Source organism: Novosphingobium sp. BL-S-20, assembly GCF_055521635.1.
In genome coordinates this window covers 1,308,262-1,326,618 of the sequence record NZ_CM145493.1, presented here as the reverse complement: position 1 = coordinate 1,326,618, position 18,357 = coordinate 1,308,262, and the positions used below count along the sequence as shown (strand labels likewise).

At 65.8% G+C, this 18,357-nt stretch carries 17 protein-coding genes and 1 riboswitch; of the genes, 3 read left to right on the top strand and 14 right to left on the bottom strand.

Annotation, left to right across the window (positions count from 1 at the left end; all coding sequences use genetic code 11):
- Position 1: 1 nt before the first annotated feature.
- The 3 genes from cobN to ACZ1II_RS05500 form a co-directional block, all read right to left on the bottom strand.
- Positions 2-3,796 (bottom strand): cobaltochelatase subunit CobN, encoded by a 3,795-nt coding sequence (gene cobN / locus ACZ1II_RS05510; protein ID WP_465143413.1) that lies wholly within the window; start codon positions 3,794-3,796, stop codon positions 2-4.
- On the bottom strand, positions 3,796-4,845 hold the full coding sequence (gene cobW, locus ACZ1II_RS05505; RefSeq protein WP_465143412.1) for a cobalamin biosynthesis protein CobW: 1,050 nt from the start codon (positions 4,843-4,845) through the stop codon (positions 3,796-3,798). The genes cobN and cobW overlap by 1 nt, the downstream gene beginning before the upstream one ends.
- Positions 4,846-5,034: 189 nt before the next feature.
- Positions 5,035-5,276, bottom strand: a riboswitch (cobalamin riboswitch).
- Positions 5,277-5,307: 31 nt separating this feature from the next.
- On the bottom strand, positions 5,308-5,889 hold the full coding sequence (locus tag ACZ1II_RS05500; protein ID WP_465143411.1) for a histidine phosphatase family protein: 582 nt from the start codon (positions 5,887-5,889) through the stop codon (positions 5,308-5,310).
- Positions 5,890-6,085: 196 nt separating this feature from the next.
- Here ACZ1II_RS05500 and ACZ1II_RS05495 point away from each other — a divergent pair, with 196 nt between their 5' ends.
- Positions 6,086-6,313, top strand: coding sequence for a CbtB domain-containing protein (locus tag ACZ1II_RS05495; RefSeq protein WP_465143410.1), 228 nt, complete (start codon positions 6,086-6,088; stop codon positions 6,311-6,313).
- A 7-nt stretch (positions 6,314-6,320) separates the two neighbouring features.
- Complete coding sequence (locus ACZ1II_RS05490) at positions 6,321-7,079, top strand: CbtA family protein (protein WP_465143409.1); 759 nt, start codon at positions 6,321-6,323, stop codon at positions 7,077-7,079.
- A gap of 34 nt (positions 7,080-7,113) precedes the next feature.
- On the opposite strand, the gene ACZ1II_RS05485 is transcribed toward ACZ1II_RS05490, so the two are convergent.
- The 5 genes from ACZ1II_RS05485 to ACZ1II_RS05465 all read right to left on the bottom strand — a co-directional run bounded on the left by ACZ1II_RS05485 (position 7,114) and on the right by ACZ1II_RS05465 (position 13,346).
- Positions 7,114-7,590, bottom strand: a complete 477-nt coding sequence (locus ACZ1II_RS05485) for a MarR family winged helix-turn-helix transcriptional regulator (RefSeq protein WP_465143408.1) — start codon at positions 7,588-7,590, stop codon at positions 7,114-7,116.
- A gap of 42 nt (positions 7,591-7,632) precedes the next feature.
- Entirely contained in the window at positions 7,633-9,573 is a 1,941-nt protein-coding gene (locus tag ACZ1II_RS05480) for an FAD-binding monooxygenase (protein WP_465143407.1), read from the bottom strand.
- Between the two features lie 144 nt (positions 9,574-9,717).
- Entirely contained in the window at positions 9,718-10,086 is a 369-nt protein-coding gene (locus tag ACZ1II_RS05475; RefSeq protein WP_465143406.1) for a hypothetical protein, read from the bottom strand.
- Positions 10,087-10,177: 91 nt separating this feature from the next.
- The gene (locus ACZ1II_RS05470; RefSeq protein ID WP_465143405.1) at positions 10,178-11,344 is read right to left on the bottom strand and encodes a winged helix-turn-helix domain-containing protein; all 1,167 of its coding nucleotides are present in this window, start codon (positions 11,342-11,344) and stop codon (positions 10,178-10,180) included.
- Between the two features lie 46 nt (positions 11,345-11,390).
- Positions 11,391-13,346, bottom strand: a complete 1,956-nt coding sequence (locus tag ACZ1II_RS05465; RefSeq protein WP_465143404.1) for a beta-N-acetylhexosaminidase family protein — start codon at positions 13,344-13,346, stop codon at positions 11,391-11,393.
- 249 nt (positions 13,347-13,595) lie between these two features.
- On the opposite strand from ACZ1II_RS05465, the gene ACZ1II_RS05460 reads away from it, so the two are divergent.
- A complete protein-coding gene (locus tag ACZ1II_RS05460; protein ID WP_465143403.1) occupies positions 13,596-14,132 on the top strand; it encodes a DUF6438 domain-containing protein in 537 nt (178 codons plus the stop codon).
- A gap of 56 nt (positions 14,133-14,188) precedes the next feature.
- Here ACZ1II_RS05460 and ACZ1II_RS05455 read toward each other — a convergent pair whose 3' ends face one another.
- The 6 genes from ACZ1II_RS05455 to cysT all read right to left on the bottom strand — a co-directional run bounded on the left by ACZ1II_RS05455 (position 14,189) and on the right by cysT (position 18,327).
- Entirely contained in the window at positions 14,189-14,713 is a 525-nt protein-coding gene (locus ACZ1II_RS05455) for a hypothetical protein (protein ID WP_465143402.1), read from the bottom strand.
- 45 nt (positions 14,714-14,758) lie between these two features.
- Positions 14,759-15,376: a hypothetical protein gene (locus ACZ1II_RS05450; protein ID WP_465143401.1), complete on the bottom strand. Its 618-nt coding sequence runs from the start codon at positions 15,374-15,376 to the stop codon at positions 14,759-14,761.
- A 146-nt stretch (positions 15,377-15,522) separates the two neighbouring features.
- Positions 15,523-15,675: a YezD family protein gene (locus ACZ1II_RS05445; RefSeq protein WP_465143400.1), complete on the bottom strand. Its 153-nt coding sequence runs from the start codon at positions 15,673-15,675 to the stop codon at positions 15,523-15,525.
- Positions 15,675-16,640 (bottom strand): sulfate/molybdate ABC transporter ATP-binding protein, encoded by a 966-nt coding sequence (locus ACZ1II_RS05440; RefSeq protein ID WP_465143399.1) that lies wholly within the window; start codon positions 16,638-16,640, stop codon positions 15,675-15,677. The genes ACZ1II_RS05445 and ACZ1II_RS05440 overlap by 1 nt, the downstream gene beginning before the upstream one ends.
- Entirely contained in the window at positions 16,637-17,488 is an 852-nt protein-coding gene (gene cysW / locus ACZ1II_RS05435) for a sulfate ABC transporter permease subunit CysW (protein WP_465143398.1), read from the bottom strand. The genes ACZ1II_RS05440 and cysW overlap by 4 nt, the downstream gene beginning before the upstream one ends.
- Positions 17,485-18,327: a sulfate ABC transporter permease subunit CysT gene (cysT, locus tag ACZ1II_RS05430; RefSeq protein WP_465143397.1), complete on the bottom strand. Its 843-nt coding sequence runs from the start codon at positions 18,325-18,327 to the stop codon at positions 17,485-17,487. Before cysT ends, cysW begins: the two co-directional genes overlap by 4 nt.
- Positions 18,328-18,357 lie beyond the last annotated feature (30 nt).

Below are 18,357 nucleotides of genomic sequence, written 5' to 3'. Positions count from 1 at the left end.
GTCATGCTCCTGCAAGGGCCGCGAGCGTCAGGCCCGCACTGTTCGATCGGGGTTTCCAGAGGCCGCGCTCCTGCGCTTCGGCAAGGCGAGCGGCGGTTTCGCGCAAGGCGGCCGGGTTGGTCTCTGCCATGAAGTCTCGCACCGCCTCGTCCTCGATGAAGGCGGCGTGGACGGCGTCGAAGTGGTGGTCCTTCACCGCGTGGGTCGTGGCGGCGAAGGCGAAGAGGTAATCGACCGAGGCAGCGATTTCGAACGCGCCCTTGTAGCCGTGGCGCATGACGCCGGCGATCCACTTGGGATTGGCGACGCGCCCGCGCACGATGCGGCCGATCTCGTCCTCCAGCGTGCGGACGACCGGGCGTTCCGGGCGGCTGTGATCGTTGTGATAGCTGATCGGGGCGCGGCCTTTCAGATGCTCGACAGCGGCGGCGATGCCGCCTTCGAACTGGTAGTAATCGTCGCTGTCGAGCAGATCATGCTCGCGGTTGTCCTGGTTCTGGACCACGGCATCGACCGAGGCGAGGCGATTGGCGAAAAGGCCGCGCTCGGCATCGCCCTCCACGCCGCCGCCATAGGCGTAGCTGCCCCAGTCGAGATAGACATCGGCGAGATCGCCGCGTTCGTGCCAGATCTTTTCGTCGATCATCGCCTGAAGCCCGGCGCCGTAGGCACCCGGTTTCGATCCGAACACACGCGCTCCGGCGCGGCGGGTGGCCTGCGCTGCGGCCTCGCCATCGTCGACCAATTTCGCGGTTTCGGCGCGGTGGCGCTCGGCGGCCGGGTTGTCGCCATCTGGTTCGTCGAGCGCCATCACCGCGCGTGCGGCGCTGTCAATCAGGTCGATCTGTTCGGGGAAGGCGTCGCGGAAGAAGCCGGAAACGCGCAAGGTCACGTCCACGCGCGGGCGGCCGAGTTCGGCCACGGTCATCACCTCGAATCCGACCACGCGGCCCGAAGTCCAATCCCAGCGCGGGCGCACGCCCATCAAGGCCAGAGCCTGCGCGATATCGTCGCCGCCGGTGCGCATGTTGGCGGTGCCCCAGGCGGAGAGCGCTACGGCTTTGGGATACTCGCCCTCGCGCTGGAGATAGTCCTCCACCAGCAGATCGGCGGACTTGCGGCCGAGTTCCCAGGCGACGGCGGTGGGCACGGCGCGGGTGTCGACCGAGTAGAAGTTGCGTCCCGTGGGGAGGACATCCGAACGCCCGCGCGTGGGCGCGCCGGATGGGCCGGGCAGCACGAAGCGGCCGTTCAGCCCGGTCAGCAAGGCCTCGGCCTCGCGCGGGCCGCAGAGATCGATACGGGGGGCAAGGTCGGTGCGGATGGCTTCGAGCACGGCCAGCGTCCTGTCTCCCGCTCCGCTCGTCTTGAGCTTGTCGAGGGATGCTGGCGCTGCGCTGTGGTCCTTCGACAAGCTCAGGACGAGCGGGAGAGGGGTTGTTTCGCTGACCCATTCCGCTGCGAGCAGTTCGAGCCGTTCGACGGTGTCGCCATGGGTGCGCCAGGGCTCATCCGAAACCGCCGCCAGCGCTTGCGGCCGGGCCCCGTTCCAGCGATCACCCATCCGACAGTCGAGTGGGTCGAAATCCAGTCCGAAATCGTCCGCCATCGCCCGCAGCAGCGAGGCTTGTCCGTCATGGTCATAGCCGCGGGGCGTGCGGGCCAGCGCGACCAGTAGGTCACGCCGCAATCGGCCTTCGGGCGACCTAGTGAAGACATGCAGACCGTCGCGGATCTGCAATTCCTTCAATTCGCAGAGGTAATTGTCGATGGCCGAAAGCGCATCGTCATCGTCGCCGCTGGCCCCGGCATCGCGGTCGAGACCATGGCTGCGCGCCAGATCGAGAATATTGCGGCGCAACCGGTCGAGACGGCGCGGGTCCATCCCGGCGGCGAGGTAATATTCGTCCACCAGCGCCTCAAGCTGCTTGAGCGGGCCATAGGTTTCGGCGCGGGTCAGCGGCGGGGTGAGGTGGTCGATCACCACCGCGCCGATCCGGCGCTTGGCCTGCGTGCCTTCGCCGGGGTCGTTGACGATGAAGGGGTAGAGTTGCGGCAGCGGCCCGGCGCAGATCTCCGGGAAGCACTCGCGTGAGAGCGAGATGGCCTTGCCGGGCAGCCATTCCAGATTGCCGTGCTTGCCGACATGGACCACCGCCTGCGCGCCGAAGTCCTGCGCCAGCCAGACGTGGAAGGCGAGGTAGGCGTGCGGCGGCGGCAGGGCCGGATCGTGATGGCTGGCCTTGGGGTCGATGTTGTAGCCGCGCGCGGGCTGCACGGCGACGGCGAGATTGCCGAAGCGGTGCACCGACAGGCGGAAGGCGCCGTCCCGCACGAAGGGATCAGCCGGGGGTTCGCCCCAGCGTTCGGACATGGCCTCCCGCGCGCTTTCGGGCACCATTGCGAAGGCGGCTTCGTAGGCCGAAAGCGGCAGCGCAACCTCGCCCGGTCGTTCGAGCGATGTCAGGTCGTTGGTCACGCCGCCGGTCATCACGCGCATCAGCGCGGCGCCGTCCTCTGGCGCATCGCCGGTGTCATAGCCTGCCTTGGTTAAAGCGGCGATGATCGCGGCAGTGCTCGCAGGGGTGTCGAGGCCGACGCCGTTGCCGATGCGCCCGTCGCGGTTGGGATAGTTCGCCAGTACCAGCGCCACGCGGCGCTCGGGCGGCGCAGTCCGGCGCAGGTTCGCCCAGTTCGCGGCAAGGTCTGCGACGAAGGTCACCCGGTCCGGCGCGACGCGCGGGACGACGATGCCGCACTGGGTCACTTCGTCGAAGCGCGCGGCGGCCTTGAAGGCGACGGCGCGCGTGAACAGGCGGCCGTCCACTTCGGGCAGTGCTACGTTCATGGCAAGATCGCGCGGACCAAGGCCGCGTGCGGCGTTCTGCCAATCGCTTTCCTCGACGCCCGCGAAAGCGACTTGCAGGATCGGGCAGTCCGCCTTTTCGAGAATGCCCGGCTTGCGGTCGTCGCCTGCGGAGGAGGAGGCGAAACTGGTGGCATTGACGATCACATCGGGCGCGATCTCTCCCAGCAGTCCGCCCAGCCAGTCCACGGCGAAAGGCTCCCGCAAGGCGCGAACGTGAACGGCGGCGACGTTGAAGCCGCGCTCCTGCAGCGCCGCGATCATGGCGTCCACGGCGTCCGTCGTGCCCGCGATCATCAGCGCGCGGTAGAACACCAGCAACGCGAGTGGGCGGCCTTGGGCCCAGCCTGCCTGCACTTCGGCAAGCCCGGCGCGCTCGGTGCCCGCAAGGTAAAGCCCGGCATCTGCCACCGGCACCGGATCGTCCGGCTCGCCCGCGTCATGGCCGATGGTCCGCGCAGCGGTGCGCAGGAACGACAGCGCATTGGCCACGCCGCCCTGCCGCAGATAGTCGCGCATCCGCTCGCGCAGATCAGCAGGCAGGGTGGAAGCGCGGTCGAGCGCCGGGTCGGCCTCTCGCCCGTCGGCAATGGCGGCGAAGGCAATGCCGTTCTCGCGCGCGACGCGGGCGATCTCGTCGATGCCGTAGCCCCAGTAGCTCTTGCCGCCGAGCAGGATCACGCAGACGAATTTGGCATGCGCGATCACCTTCTCGACATAGAGGTCGATCGAATAGGGGTGACGCAATTGCATAAGGTTCGCGAGGCGAATGCTGGGCGCGCCTTCAGGCATGCGCGCCGCCGCGCCCGCAAAGCAGGCGAGTTCGCTGTCCGCCACGGTGAGGATCACCATGTCGCCGGGAGACTGATCCAGGTCGATTGCCTCCTCGCCGTTGGAGATCGTCCCCGGCGTGGCGGACAGCAGGTGCATCAGGCGTCTACAGTACCGAGAACCTCGGCAAGCCCCGCCTCGATGGCAGCGCGGTCCAGTCCCTTCTGGCCGATGATGACGAGCTGGGTGCGGCGGCCTTCCTGCGGCAGCCAGGTGCGGTCGTAGAAGTGCTGGATGCGCGGGCCGACGGCCTGCACGACCAGGCGGCTGGGCTTGCCGCCAACGGCAACCATGCCCTTTACGCGCAGAATGTCGTGCTCTGCGATCAGGTCCTTAAAACGAGCGAGCAGGGCGTCGAGATCGGCCACATCGCTGCCGGAGACCACGAAACTGTCGAAGTCGTCATGGTCGTGATCCTCGTCCAGCCCGTCTATGTGCGAGGGGCGGGAATCGAGGTCGTCCTCGGCCGCGGCAGTGATGCCCAGCAGCGCGGCGATATCGACGGCGCCGTGATCGGCGCGCACGATCTTCACGCCGGGACGCGTTTCGGCCAGCACCAGCGTCTCGACATGGGCGAGCGCTTGCGGGTCGACGAGGTCGGTCTTGTTGAGCACGACCATGTCGGCGCAGCCCAGTTGTTCCTCGAACAGTTCTTCCAGCGGGCTTTCGTGGTCCAGCATCGGGTCTGCCGCGCGGGCAGCGGCCAGCGCCGCCTCGTCGGCGGCGAAACGGCCCGCCGCGACGGCATCGGCGTCGATCAGCGCGACCACACCGTCAACCGTGGCGCGGGTGCGGATGTCGGGCCATTGGAAGGCCTTCACCAGCGGCTTGGGCAGGGCAAGGCCGCTGGTTTCGATGATGATGTGATCGGGCTTGTTCTCGCGGTCGAGCAGCTTCTGCATGGTTGGCAGGAAGTCGTCGGCGACGGTGCAGCAGATGCAGCCGTTGGCCAGTTCGACGATGTCGTCCTCCGGGCAGGCTTCGTCGTTGCAGCCCTTCACCAGTTCGCCGTCCACGCCGACATCGCCGAATTCGTTGATGATGAGGGCAAGGCGGCGGCCCTTGGCGTTTTGCAGCAGGTGGCGGATCAGCGTGGTCTTGCCGGCGCCGAGGAAGCCGGTGATGACGGTGGTGGGAACTTTGCTCATATGTCGTCTCCCGCGCGCCAGCGACCTGAAACGGCGGGGCTTCCCGCCGCACAAGCGGCGATGGCGACGCGCCTTGTCGGACCGGCGCACGGGCGCCCGACACGGCATGCCGCTGCGGCCCCGGCCGCATGCATCACGTCGCTCAGACGGAAGAGTTACCGTGCCTTGGCCATCCCCTGGACCCGGGCAAGAGCGACATCGACGCAGGCAGGTTTCCTGGCTCGCGGGTCAGGGCGTGATGCACGGCCTTCCCAGGCCTCGCAGGATTTAGCGTCCGGCCCAGTGGCTGCGTCGGGAGCACTTGCCCCGCCGCGAATGTGCATCGCGCTCGCCGCTTACAGTTGCAGGGACAGCCCGGTCCGGATGGCGAACCATCCTTGCCGTGTTCCCGTATTAAGCCCCTTGCGGGGCACCGGCGCGATCTTTGCCGAGGCACAACCTGTCCCTCAAACCCGGAGGCGATTAGCCGGGCGCGTGCCCGCTCGCAAGCCCCAGCGACTGCAATCGCCACGAGCGGTTGAACGAGAGCATGGCGTGCGAGAGCGGCGCCACGTCGATGGCGAGCGTTGCCCGCAGCGGCAGGTCCAGCGCATGGGCAAGGGCGGCGCGGACGATCATCGGGTGAGTGATGGCGCAGACCGGCCGATCCTGAGCCACGATCCGGTCCATCCACGCGCCGACGCGGTTTCGCGCCTGCTCCATGGATTCACCATCCGCCGCGCCCTGTGTCGGGTCGGCGAGCCAGGAGCCGAGCGCGCCGGGTTCGCTGGCTCCAAGCTCGGCGAAAGAGCGGCCGGTCCAGCGCCCATGGTCGAGATCGGCAAGTGCGGCGTCCTCTCCTGCGGTCAGCGCCATTGCGGAAGCGGTTTCGGCGGCGGCGCGGGAAGGGCTGCGGTAGGCCGCCGCGCGGAAGCGATCCGGCAGCGCGGCGCGCGCGGCAGCGCGGGACCCGGCGGGATCGATCGGTTCAGCCGGGTCGGGAAAACGGCCCTCCCGGCTCGATGCCGTAGCGGTGATACAGATCAGCAGGAGGGAGGTCGCCAAGCGTAAATTCCGTGAAGTCGTTGACGCCGCTGCCCGCGCGGTCCTAAGGAAGCGGCGTCGAGTATCGAAGAAGCCGGTGAAAATCCGGCGCGGTCGCGCCACTGTAATCGCACGGGAGCCATCCCGTCGAGAGCCAGACCTTCCTTCTCGGCAGCAGGTTTTCCGGGGACGCGCAATCCCGCCAAGGAGCATGACAATGGCTGTTTCCGCCGCAGTATTCGATGACGCCTTCATTCCGGTCGAGGGCGGCAATGCCATTCCGATCGAGGATATCGCTCCCTGGGCCGTGCTCGGCACGCTGCTGGCGGTGATCTTCATCTACTTCGTGAGCACCGAACAGGGTGCCTTCTCGCTGTTCCAGGGCATGTACGTGCATGAATTCGTGCACGACGGACGCCACCTGCTCGGCTTCCCCTGCCACTGATCCGGCGATGACAAGAGACCTGCTCTGGCGCGGGATGCTTGCCGGCATCCTGGGCGCGCTGCTTGCCACGCTTTTCGCACGCGGTTTCGCCGAACCGCAGATCGACCTCGCGATCGGTTACGAGGAAAGCCACTCGGCCCATGCTGCGCCTGAACATGCTGTTCCCGAACACGCCAGAATGGCGCATACCGAGCCGCAGGAAGAGGAACTCGTCAGCCGCGATACCCAGAAAGGTGCGGGACTGGTGACGGCGCTGGCGCTCTATGGCGCGGCGGTCGGCGGGATATTCTCGCTCGTCTTCGCTTACGGCTATGGACGGATGGGGCACCTCGGCCCGCGCAGTTTCGCACTGCTGCTGGCGGCGCTGACTTTCGTGCTCGTGGTGGTGGTGCCTGCGATCAAATATCCGCAGACCCCACCCGCGGTAGGCAAGCATGAGACGGTGGCACTGCGCACCGCCGCTTACTTCGGGATGTTAGCGCTTTCGCTCGGCGCTGCGGTCATCGCGGCGCGCATCCGTGTCACCCTGGCGCGTCCGGGGCGCGGGTTCGACGCGACCTTGCTGGGTTTCGTCGTCTATCTCGGAATCGTGGGTCTCGGCCAGTTCCTGCTGCCGACGATCGACGAAGTGCCCGGCGATTTGCCCGCGGTGCTGCTGTGGAATTTCCGCGTGGCCTCGATCGGCACCCAACTGGTCCTCTGGGCGACGATCGGACTCGCCTTCGGGCTATGGGCGGAGCGCGTTCTCAAGCGCACGAAAGCCTGATTACCAAGAAGTTGAAGTGCAAAGCTCCGAATGTTCAGGAGCCTTGCACCTTCGCTGCCCGCCGGAGCGGGGCGCGGCTCATCTCATTGCCCGCCTGGGTGGTTTTCTGAAGGAGTTTCAGGAAAATATCGCTTTCTTCTGCCGTCAGATGCGAAACGAGGTCGGCCTGGACCTTGTCCACCCACGGCGTGGCGATATCCAGCGTTTCCTGCCCCTGACCGTTCAACATGAGCACGCGGGCACGCCTGTCAGTCGGGCTGATTTCGCGGTCGACGAGCCCCTTTTGCACCAGCCTGTCGATCACGCCGCCGATCGTTACGCGGTCGTAGGCGATCAGGCCGGCAAGGGTTTGCTGGTCCAGCCCCGGATGATCGCGGAGCGTCAGGAGAGCTGCATATTGGACCGAGGTGAGGTCAAGACCCGCCTCGGCCATGCGCACCGCGAAACGGGCAACGGAAATCTGTTGCAGGCGGCGGATCAGGTGTCCGGGTATGGTCTCTAGGTCGCTCATGGCGCCACCTAGCGTGAGAACCGCCGTCTGCTCAAGATGATGTTACGCGGGAACGGCTTCCAGCTGTTCTTTTGTAACGATTTTAACAGTCTGATCGTTCAAAATTGCTGCAAAGAAGGTGCAGAGACGGTCGTTGCCATCGAGCGGAAGAACCTCGGCGATATACTGGTCGGGGCGGACGAACACCATGCAGCCCCGGTCCCGGTCGATTCCGCGCATGGCGAAGATGTCTCCGGCGGAGGGATCGGCGCAGAAGGCCTTCTCGTAATCGCGCAGACCGAGCGCGCCCTTGCGCGGCCATAGCAGATCGGGAAGCGCGCCCATCGACAGCGAGCGGTGCGACTGCTGGAACACCGCGCGAAGGTCGAACACGGTATCGCTGTCGGCGCCGGGCGGGGTATGGCGGCGCAGCGGCGAGGCGGGGTCGCTTTCGAGGAAGCGGCAGAGCGAGCTGACAGCGCCATCCGCAGCGAGGGCGTCCTTGCCTGCGAACAGGTAAATCCGCCAGCGCCCGTCCGCTTCGGCGACATGCCCGAGGTGCATCGGCTTGGCATCGGCGAGACGAACGACGGGCGCGGAATGGAAGCGCATGCCGATCCGGAAGCCTTCTGCCAGATGCTGGTGCTCGCCATCGCCGGTGAGCGACGAGGGGCGATACCGGGTGGCGGTCCCGGCGGTGAAGCGGCCCTGCTTGATGAAATAGCGCTGGAATTCGGCAGGATCGACGCCGTTTTCGTCTTCGGCGGTCTTCGGCTTGGCGCTGAACATGGCTGCGAATTCGCGGTCGAAGTCGATCAGTTCCTTGGCGATCGCCTGGCGCTCGGCCGAATAGCTGTGCAGCAGATCGGCTGCGGCCTGTCCCTGAAGCACGGCAGCGAGTTTCCAGCCGAGATTGAAGGTATCCTGCATCGACACGTTCATGCCCTGGCCCGCCTTGGGGCTGTGGGTGTGGCAGGCGTCTCCGGCGATGAAGACGCGGGGCGCGCGAAGCGTTTCCTCGCCCGCAGGCACATCATCGAACTTGTCGCAGAGGCGCTGGCCGATCTCGTAGACCGACCACCAGGCCACTTCCTTCACGTCGAGCACGTAAGGATGAAGGATGCGCTGGGCAGCGGCGATCAGCTGGTCCTGGGTGATGTTCTTCGCGGCGACGCGCTCGTCCTGCCCGAGCTTGTCGAGTTCGATGTAGAGCCGGACCAGATAGCCGCCCTCGCGCGGGATGATGAGGATATTGCCCTCGTTCGCCGAGTGGATGGCGGTCTTGAGGCGGATATCAGGGAAGTCGCTATAGGCGAGCACGTCCATGACGCCCCAGGCCTGGTTGGCGGATTCGCCGCTGAGCTGGCGGCCCATGGCCTTGCGGACCTGGCTGCGCGCCCCGTCGCAGCCGATGACGTAGCGGGCGCGGACCTGCTCGATCCCGTCATCACCTTCCGCGCCGACCGGCTGGAGACGTACCAGCACCGGCGCCTCGGAATCTTCCGGAACAGTGAGGTCCACGAGCTGCAAGCCATAGTCGGGCACAAGGCGGCTCGGCGAATTGCGCATGGCTTCGAGGTAGAAGTCGTGGACGCGGGCTTGGTTGAGGATCACATGGGGGAATTCCGAAAGGCCTTCCTCGGTATCGGCGATGCGGCCGTGGCGGGCGATCCGGCGGGCTTCGCTGTCGTCGGGCTTCCAGAAGGTGGTCTCGTTGACCCAATACGCCTCCTTGGCGACGCGATCAGCAAAGCCGAAGGCATTGAACATTTCCATCGTGCGGCATGCGATGCCGTCGGCCTGACCGAGCGAGAGCGGGCCGTCCTTTCGCTCGACGATACGGGTGCGGATTGCAGGGAAGCGGGCCAATTGCGCCGCCAGCGTCAGACCGGCGGGGCCGCAGCCGACGATGAGCACGTCCACTTCGTCCGTCGGGCGGGTAGAGGGGGCGGGGTCGGAAATGGCCGGGTCGCCGGTGCGGAATCCGTTCAGGTGAAATTGCATCGTCTCGTCCTCTCCTCGACGCGTCGTGATATATATGTAGTATGCTACATAAAAAGAGGAGTCAAACCGGGGTGGATCGAGTAAGAAAAAAGGGGCGCCAAAACGCCCCTTCTCTACTTGTAGCAATGGGTTGCAAACTGCCGGTCAGCGTGGGCATTTCACCGGGTCGTTGCGCTTGCAATAGGGATTACTGGCTTCCCATTTCGCGTGAGCCGCTTCGTAGTCGCGCACGGCGGCCTCGTGGCTGCGTACGGCTTCGTTGTAGGCGGTTTCCTCGCGCTGGCGCCGTGCGGCTTCGGTGGCGATGGTCGCTTCGCGGGCCTGTTCGCGGGCGACATTGTCTTCGACTTGCGCCCGTGCGGCGCGGGCCTGTTCCTCGTTGAGCGTCTTGCGCTGCTGCTCCGGATTTCCGGCTTCTGGCCGGTTCGCTTGCGCGGCATCTTGCGCGACGGCAGGCAGGGGGCTCAGCGCCAGGGCGGCGGTGACGAGCGAAAGTGTGTGCAGGCGTTTCATGGGGCGGTTCCTTGCGGGTTCGATGGCGTGAAAGGGCCGGGATAGCAGCAAGAACTATCGAAAACGGTTTCGGCTCCGTCCATGATCGAGATCACATTTGCACGAAGTGAACGCCGTCGAGTTCGAGCCAGCGCGCCATTTCATCCAGTTCCGCGTTCAGGGCTTCGCGGGTATGCGAAGGGGCCTCGGCTTCCAGATGTATGGACTGGACGATCAGTCGGGATGCCGCCCGGTCCGCCTTGAGATCGACCCGCGCCGCCAGCCGGTCCCCGAGCAGGAAGGGCAGGACGTAATAACCGTGCCTGCGCCTTTCGGCAGGAACGTAGATTTCGATCCGGTAATGGAAGCCAAAGAGACGCTCGGTGCGGTCCCGCTCCCAGATCAGCGGATCGAACGGGGCGAGCAGGGCGCGGGCCTCGATGCGGCGAGGACGGCGAGCCTCGCGGTGAAGCCAGGCGTGGCGCTTTCCCTCGATGGAGACCGGCACCAGCACGCCTTCCTCGGCGAGCGCGGCGATGGCCGGGCGGGCATGTTCGGGCGACTGGCGGAAGTAGTCGCGCAGTTCCTTGTCGGTGGCGATGCCGTGGGCACGGGCGGCGCGCTCGATCAGGGCGCGGTGGGCATCGGCTTCGGAAGGTGTCGGAACCGCCAGCACGGCGCCGGGAAGAACCCGTTCGGTGAGATCGTAGACCCGCTCGAAGCCGCGCCTGCGGGTGGCCGTGGTGATATGGCCCGCCCAGAACAGCCATTCGAGCGCGCGCTTGGTGTCGCTCCATTCCCACCAGCCGGTTTGCCCCTTGTGCGCCTCGAAATCGGAGGCCGCGAGCGGGCCTTCCTGCCGGATGCGCTCCAACAGCGCCATGGCTTCCGCGCGGCGATCGGTGGCATAGAGGCGCATCCGGCCCCAGCCGGTCTCGCCGCGATCGGCGCTCGCCATGCGCCAGCGCAGCAGCGGGTGGATGTCGAAAGGCAGCAGCGAGGCTTCGTGCGCCCAGTATTCGAACAATTTGCGCTGGCGCTTCGGCCCCCAGGACAGAGTGTCGAGGTCGGTCCTGTCGTAGCTGCCGAGCCGCGAAAAGGCAGGCAGGTAATGCGCGCGGGAAAGGACATTGACGCTGTCGATCTGATGCAGGTGCACCCGCTCGACCGTGCGTCGCAGATGGCTGATATCCGGCATTTCCGGCCTGCTGCGGCCAAACCCCTGCGCGGCGAGGGCGATCCGCCGCGCCAGGGATAGTCCAATCCGTTCGATCTCCATCGCGCGGAGACTAGGCGATGCCCTGGTCTCCGCAAGCGATAACGCGTTAGTTAGCAGAGCCGATCAGCGTGGGTGCGTCGGCCACGAAGCGGTCCAGCACGCCGTCGGCGATTTTGATCGGGCCGTCGAAGCGGGTCGCACCGGGAATCGACTGCACCGCCGAGGCATCCGCCGCGAGCTTCTTTGCCTCAGCGAAGTAGCGCGCAGCAGCAGCATTGCCACTGTCCGCAGCGTCGAGGCCTGCCGCCGTCAACTGGAGCGCGCGGCCCCAGAGCTGCAAGGCATCGAGCCAGGGCCGTGCCTGCTCCGCAAAGGCCGGATCGACGGTGCCGGAACGGATCACGTCAGGCGCGCCCGCCAGTTCATCGGCGCGGTGCCCGAGATCGGTGAGGGCAGCCTTGCGCGCGGCACCATCGCCGTCTGCAAGGGCTTCGCGGACCCGGTCGAGCGCGGCCTTCAGCTTCGGTGCCTGTTCCTGCCAGGGCTGGCTGCCGAACGTGGGCGCCATGTGTTGGGTGTCGAAGAAGGTCAGCAGCGCTTGAGTTGCCCTTTCGTCGCCGCCTGCAAGGTCGTGGGCGGCGGCGCGCCAGGTCAGGTCGGCGTCGTAGCCCTTGTCGTTCCAGGCGAAAGCGGCAAGGCCGGTCACGGCGACGCGGCTCGGCGCTTCCTGGTTCATCGGGTTGGAGAGGATGCCGCTCAGTTCCGAGGAAAGCCCGGCCTCGCGGCGCGCATAAGGCGCCATCAGCAGGCGGCCGGTGGTCTGGGCATAGTCATTGACCGGATAATTGTCCCAGAGCAGGGTCTTGCGCCCGAAAGCCTTGGTAGCCTGCTTGCCGTCGGGGATCGAGATGGCGGGCGGCACCACGTCGGTGCCGGTCCACTGCACGACGACGCGCGGATCGAGGTGTTCGCGCAGGGCCGCCTTGTAGGGGGTTTCCTTGGCGTCGTAATATTCGGTCGGCACCATGATGAGCGGGCGCGACTTCGGGTCCTTGCGCAGCAGGTCGGCCTGCACCGCGTTCAGCAGCTTGGCCTGCGCGACACCGGCGGCTTCCGCGCCGGAGGGGCCGAAGGCGGCCTTGTCTCCCTCGCAGTTCCACTTGGTGTATTCGATGTCGTCGAGCGCGACGTAGAAGCTGTTGACGCCGATCGCGCGCACCGCATCGAGCTTGGCTTCCAGCGCCTTGCGGTCGGCGGGGTCGGAGAAGCAGATCGAGGGGCCGGGCGAGACGGCGTAGACGAAATCGACGTGGTTGCGCCGCGCCGTCTCCGCCAGCGTGCCGAGCTGCGAGAGCGTGGCGGCGGGGTAGGCCTCGCGCCAGCGGTCGCGCGCGTAGGGATCGTCCTTGGGGCTGTAGACGTAAGTGTTCGCCTTTACGGTGGCGAGAAAATCGAGGTGCTTCGTGCGGTCCGCCATCGTCCATGGGGCGCCGTAGAAGCCTTCGATCGTGCCCCGGATCGGCATGGCCGGGTGGTCCTGGATGACCAGAGCCGGGAATTGCGGGCGGCGCGCGAGCTGGCGGAAGGTCTGCGCGGCATGAAACAGGCCGTCGCCGTCCTGACCGGCCAGCGTGACGAGGGCGCCAGTATCCGTGGCCTTGGAGGCGATCGTATAGCCCTCGGCATGGGTGTCGAGCGTGGTTTTGCTACGCTTCAGCCCCTCGCGCACAACTGCTGAATTGCCGGTGCCGATCACGATGTAGGTCTGCCGCAGCGTGGCGGGCAGGCTGCGGGCGGTCTCGATAGTGTCGACCCCCGAGGACTTCAGGATGTCGCGGATCAGGGAAACGGTTTCAGGCTCGCTGCCCGGGGCGGCGACGAGCACGACCGAGGTTCCGAGCGCGATGGTGCCCCGGCCCAGTGCGATCGACGCGGGGGCGGGATAGATCGCGGGGAGGGTGGGCACTTGTGCCGCGGCGCTCCCGACCAGTGCGCAGGTCAGTCCGGCGCTCGCCAGCAGTATCGAAAGGAAGGTGCCGGATCGGCCCGTACGTCGCGTCATCCCAAATCCCCGGTATCATAGTGGTATTATCGATAGGGCGTAACGCCTTTGCAGGATTACCACAAGATAGCGATTATAACGGAACAGAATGTTTCGGATGATGGGTCCAAATTGTATCCAATTTGACGTTCTGTCAGGAAGGATGTCGGAGCTAGCGAAAAATTTCCGAGGTTCTCGGCGATCCGCTCCGTCTTGGGTTCAGCTTCGCGATGCTATTGGCGGAAGTCGGAACGAACGGGAGCCTTTCAGGTGCATAAATCGAATCTGTTTTCATCGAGCTTGCTGGCGGTTGCAGGCGTTTTCTCTCTCGCGGCCTGCTCCCAGCAATCTGCCGGGCCGGTATCCGCACCGCCGCCTGCTGCCGCGCCGGAAACCATTGCGATCGCGGTCGGGCCGTGTTTCGGTTTCTGCCCGGTTTACGATGTACGGGTGGCTCCTGCCGGTTCCGTGACGTTCGAAGGGCAGCGTCACACGGCGGTGCTGGGGGTGAAGGAGCGGGAGGCGGGAGAAAAGACTTACCGCGCTCTGGCCGAGGCGCTGGCCCCGTTCCGACCCGCTGACGGAACTACTGCCCGTGTCGAATGCGACGCGGCGATCAGCGATACGTCCTCCTACACCATTACCTGGACCGACGCGGCGGGACGCACGACCATCGCCACGCACCAGCGCGGCTGCTCCGGCGGCCCCGGTCAGGCGCTGGACGGTGTGCTGAAGAACCTTCCCGAGCGCCTCGGGATCGAAGGCTGGGCCGCGCAAGTCACGCGTCCGGGCACCTCGCGAGGCTGATTGAACAGGCCAGACCTGACCGGAAGGCCTGCAGGCCTTCCGGTCAGGGTTTCGCGTTACTGACCCGCGTTTTCGTAAGCTTCCAAGGCCTTGCGATCCTCGTCCGAGACGAATTCGCAGGCAAGCAGGGTCTTGCCTTCCATGGCCGGTCCTTCCCGGGCGACGATGGAAATGAGGCCGAGGTCTTTTAGCGCCTGCTGGTCGTCTGGCAGGACGCGCGCGAAGCCGAGGGTGGAGGCGCCGAGCAAGTGGCTCTCTTCCGGCGAAAGGCCATAGCGGCGGGCGAGTTCGGATGCGACGGGACCGTCGAGCAACACGCCGACCGACATGCCCGCGAAAACCACCTCTTGCGTGGTAAACCCGTCCCTCTCGATGGGCTGCGGCAGGCGATAGATCGCGGCGCCCAGCGTGGAGGTATCCGGCTCGGCGAGTTTTTCGGCGGCTTCGTAAAGCTCCGTCGCATTGGCGGTCGTGTAAGGCGGCTGGCACAAGGCCGCAGCGAAGAAGTCGGGAGCGGCGGCCATGGCCGGTGCGCTGCCGGATGCCATGGCGGCGGCGATGAGAGCAATCTTACGGATCATGGCCGGGGTATGCTGGAAAAATTCACGCTTATCAATCGATTGAGGTCAGCGTTTCGGAGCCTTGGGCTTCTGCGAGCGGACTTCTCCGAGCAGAATGCCGAGATGCTTTTCCGCTTCCGCCGCGTCTTTCTGCGGGAAGGCGGCGGTCATTCGGCCGCTCCAGTATCCGTAGTTCACGGTGGTCAGGCTGAACAGCCAGGGCTGGTTGTCGCGATAGCCGCTGAAGGTGCCGCGATAGGCTTCGAGGCGCCGGTTGGTCGGGATTTTCGCCGGGCCTTCCGACGCGATCGACGGGGCGGCGAAGTGCGACATCGCCGCCTGCCGCATGATCATATAGTGATCGCGTGCCGACATCTGGTCGATATGGACAATCGCCATGCGGACCACGAGGTGGTCTTGGCCGGAGGCTAGCGGGCGATCGTAGCCAATGGCGATATATTCGCCGCTTGGGTCGAAGGTCTTTTCGCTCAGGCGCTTGAACCCGTCGAACTCGGCGGGAAAGTGCAGCCCGCTGGCGGTGTGGATCAGCGTGGTGCCGTCCGGCGCGAGGGTGAAGCCTTCGGGGACCTCGCTCGATGCCGAGAGGGTGGCGGTTTCCGGAGCTTGTGCCGATGCGGGGGTGACGGAAAGCAAGGCCATTGCCGCGACTGGGCCGAAAATCATCGACGATTTCATGGTATGTCCCCCGTTATCGATCGTGATGCGCAACTTTGCGCAGTATCGATGCCAATTCTAGGACTAACGGGAGACCCGGATCAATAACTGAATTTGCTGGAAATTCGTCCGAAACGTTCCAGCGTACGACAGGACTAGAAGCGCTTCTTCTCCGTTACGTCGATCTGCACGACGCGGCCGTCGTGGACGGTCAGGGCAATCTGGCCGTAGCGCAGTTCCTGAAGCGCCTCGCGCACTCTGGCGAGGCTTTCCTCAAGATTGCGGAGCGCCTGGGTATCGTTGGACATCACTGAGTTCCTGCGATGGAGAAGGTTCTGGCCCGCTTTGCGGCAATTGCGACGGTCTCGCCGATAGCGGGCGGGGTATCGTGGGAGTCGACGTCGATTTCCACCACCGTCCCGCTTTCATGGAGGCGGCCTTCCACGCGCCACGAACCGCCCTTGCGGAACACGTTGTCGACGATCACCCGGTCGCGGCTTTCGGCGACGATCTCGATGTCGTGCGGGCGGATATGGCGGCCGTCGGGCAGGCGGTTGGTTTCCCCCACGAAGTGCGAGACGAAGGCCGTGGCCGGTTCCATGTAGACCTGCTCGGGCGTGCCGATCTGGTCGATGCGGCCGTGGTCCATCACCACCACCCGGTCGGCGAGTTCGAGCGCTTCTTCCTGGTCGTGGGTGACGAAGATCGAGGTCAGGCCCATCTGCTTGTGCAAGTCGCGCAGCCAGCGGCGTAGGTCCTTGCGGACTTTGGCGTCGAGTGCGCCGAAGGGTTCGTCGAGCAAGAGCAGGCTCGGTTCGATGGCGAGCGCGCGGGCGAGCGCGACGCGCTGGCGCTGGCCGCCCGAGAGCTGGCCGGGGTAGCGATCTCCCAGGCCTTCGAGCTGGACCACCCGCAGCAGTTCCTGCGCGCGCGCCTTGATCTCGGCCTTGGGCGGGCGGTTGCGGGCCTTGCGCACGGCGAGGCCGAAGGCGATGTTATCGGCCACGGTCATGTGGCGGAACAGCGCATATTGCTGGAACACGAAGCCGACGTTGCGCTTGCCGACCGGGATGTCGGACACGTCGTCGCCGTTGAAGTAGACCTGGCCCTCGTCCTGGAATTCGAGACCTGCGATGATACGCAGCAGCGTCGTCTTGCCCGAGCCGGAGGGGCCGAGCAGGGCGATGAATTCGCCGGGCTGGATTTCCAGGTCGATGCCGTGGAGTGCCGGGTAGTTGCCGAAGCGCTTGGTGATGTTTTCTACGCGGATCAATGTTTTGCTCCCGAGTGAAGGTCGAAGCGCCATTCGAGCACGGTCTTTAGGACGAGTGTGACAAGGGCGAGGGCGGCCAGCAGCGAGGCCACCGCGAAAGCGCCGACGAAATCGTATTCGTTGTAGAGAATCTCGACATGGAGCGGCATCGTGTTGGTTTCGCCGCGAATGTGGCCGGAGACGACCGAGACCGCGCCGAACTCGCCCATGGCGCGCGCATTGCAGAGCAGCACGCCGTAAAGCAGCCCCCAGCGGATGTTCGGCAGGGTGACGTGCCAGAAGGTCTGCCAGCCATTGGCGCCGAGCGATACCGCGGCTTCCTCGTCATCCTTGCCCTGCTCCATCATCAGCGGGATCAGCTCGCGCGCGACGAAGGGGAACGTGATGAAGACGGTGGCGAGGATGATGCCCGGCACCGCGAAGATGATCTTGAGGCCATGGGCGGAGAGCCACGGTCCCAGCAGGCCCTGCGCGCCGAACAGCAGCACGAAGATCAGGCCCGAGACAACCGGCGAGACCGAGAAGGGCAGGTCGATCAGCGTCAGCAGCAGGTTCTTGCCGGGGAAGCTGAACTTGGTGATCGCCCAGCTCGCGGCAAGGCCGAAGACCATGTTGAGCGGCACGCTGATCGCGGCGATGATGAGCGTCAGGCGGATCGCCGAGAAGGCGTCGGGGTTGGCAACGGCGTCGAGGAAGGGGCCGATGCCCTGCTTGAGGGCTTCGCTGAACACCGCGATCAGCGGCAGCATCAGGAAGAACGCCAGGAAGGCGAGCGCGAGGGTGATGAGCAGGACCTGAGCGGTCCGGCTTTCCGTACCCGGTGTGATCTTGCGGGTTTTCCGGGTCATGCGCCGAGCCTCTTGCGACGGATGGACTGGACGGCGTTCAGCGTGAACAGCACCGCGAAGGACACCAGCATCATCACCATCGCGATCGCGGTGGCGCCGTCGTAGTTGTACTGTTCGAGCTGGGTGACGATCAGCAGCGGCGCGATCTCGGTGCGGCCGGGCATGTTGCCCGAGATGAAGATCACCGAGCCATATTCTCCCACGCCGCGGGCGAAGGCCAGCGCGAAGCCGGTGAACAGGGCGGGCAGGATCGCCGGGAAGATCACCCGCGCGAAAGTCTGCGCGCGGCCCGCGCCGAGCGTCGCGGCGGCTTCCTCCACGTCCTTGCCGAGGTCGGCGAGCACCGGCTCCACCGAGCGCACCACGAAAGGGAGGCCGATGAAGACGAGCGCCACGGTGATGCCGATCGGGGTGAAGGCGACCTTGATGCCCAGCGGGTCGAGATATTGCCCCACCCAGCCGCTCGGCGCGTAAAGCGCGGTGAGCGCGATGCCGGCAACGGCGGTCGGCAGCGCGAAGGGCAGGTCCACCAGTGCCGAGATCACCCGCTTGCCGGGAAAAGCATAGCGCACCAGCACCCAGGCGACGAGCAGGCCGAACACCGCGTTCACGAAAGCTGCGGCCAGCGCCGTGCCGAAGCTCAGGCGATAGGCGGTGAGGGCGCGCTCCGAAAAGCCGACCTCCACGAAGGCCTGCCAGCCCATGCCTGCCGACTTGATGAACAGCATGGAGAGCGGGATCAGCACGATCAGGGAAAGCCAGGCCAGGCTGAACCCGAAGGTCAGCCCGAAGCCCGGCAGAACGGAGGGCGCACGCCATGTGGTCTTGCGCGTCGTCATGGATGGCATCTGCAGTGGCCTGCTCGATCT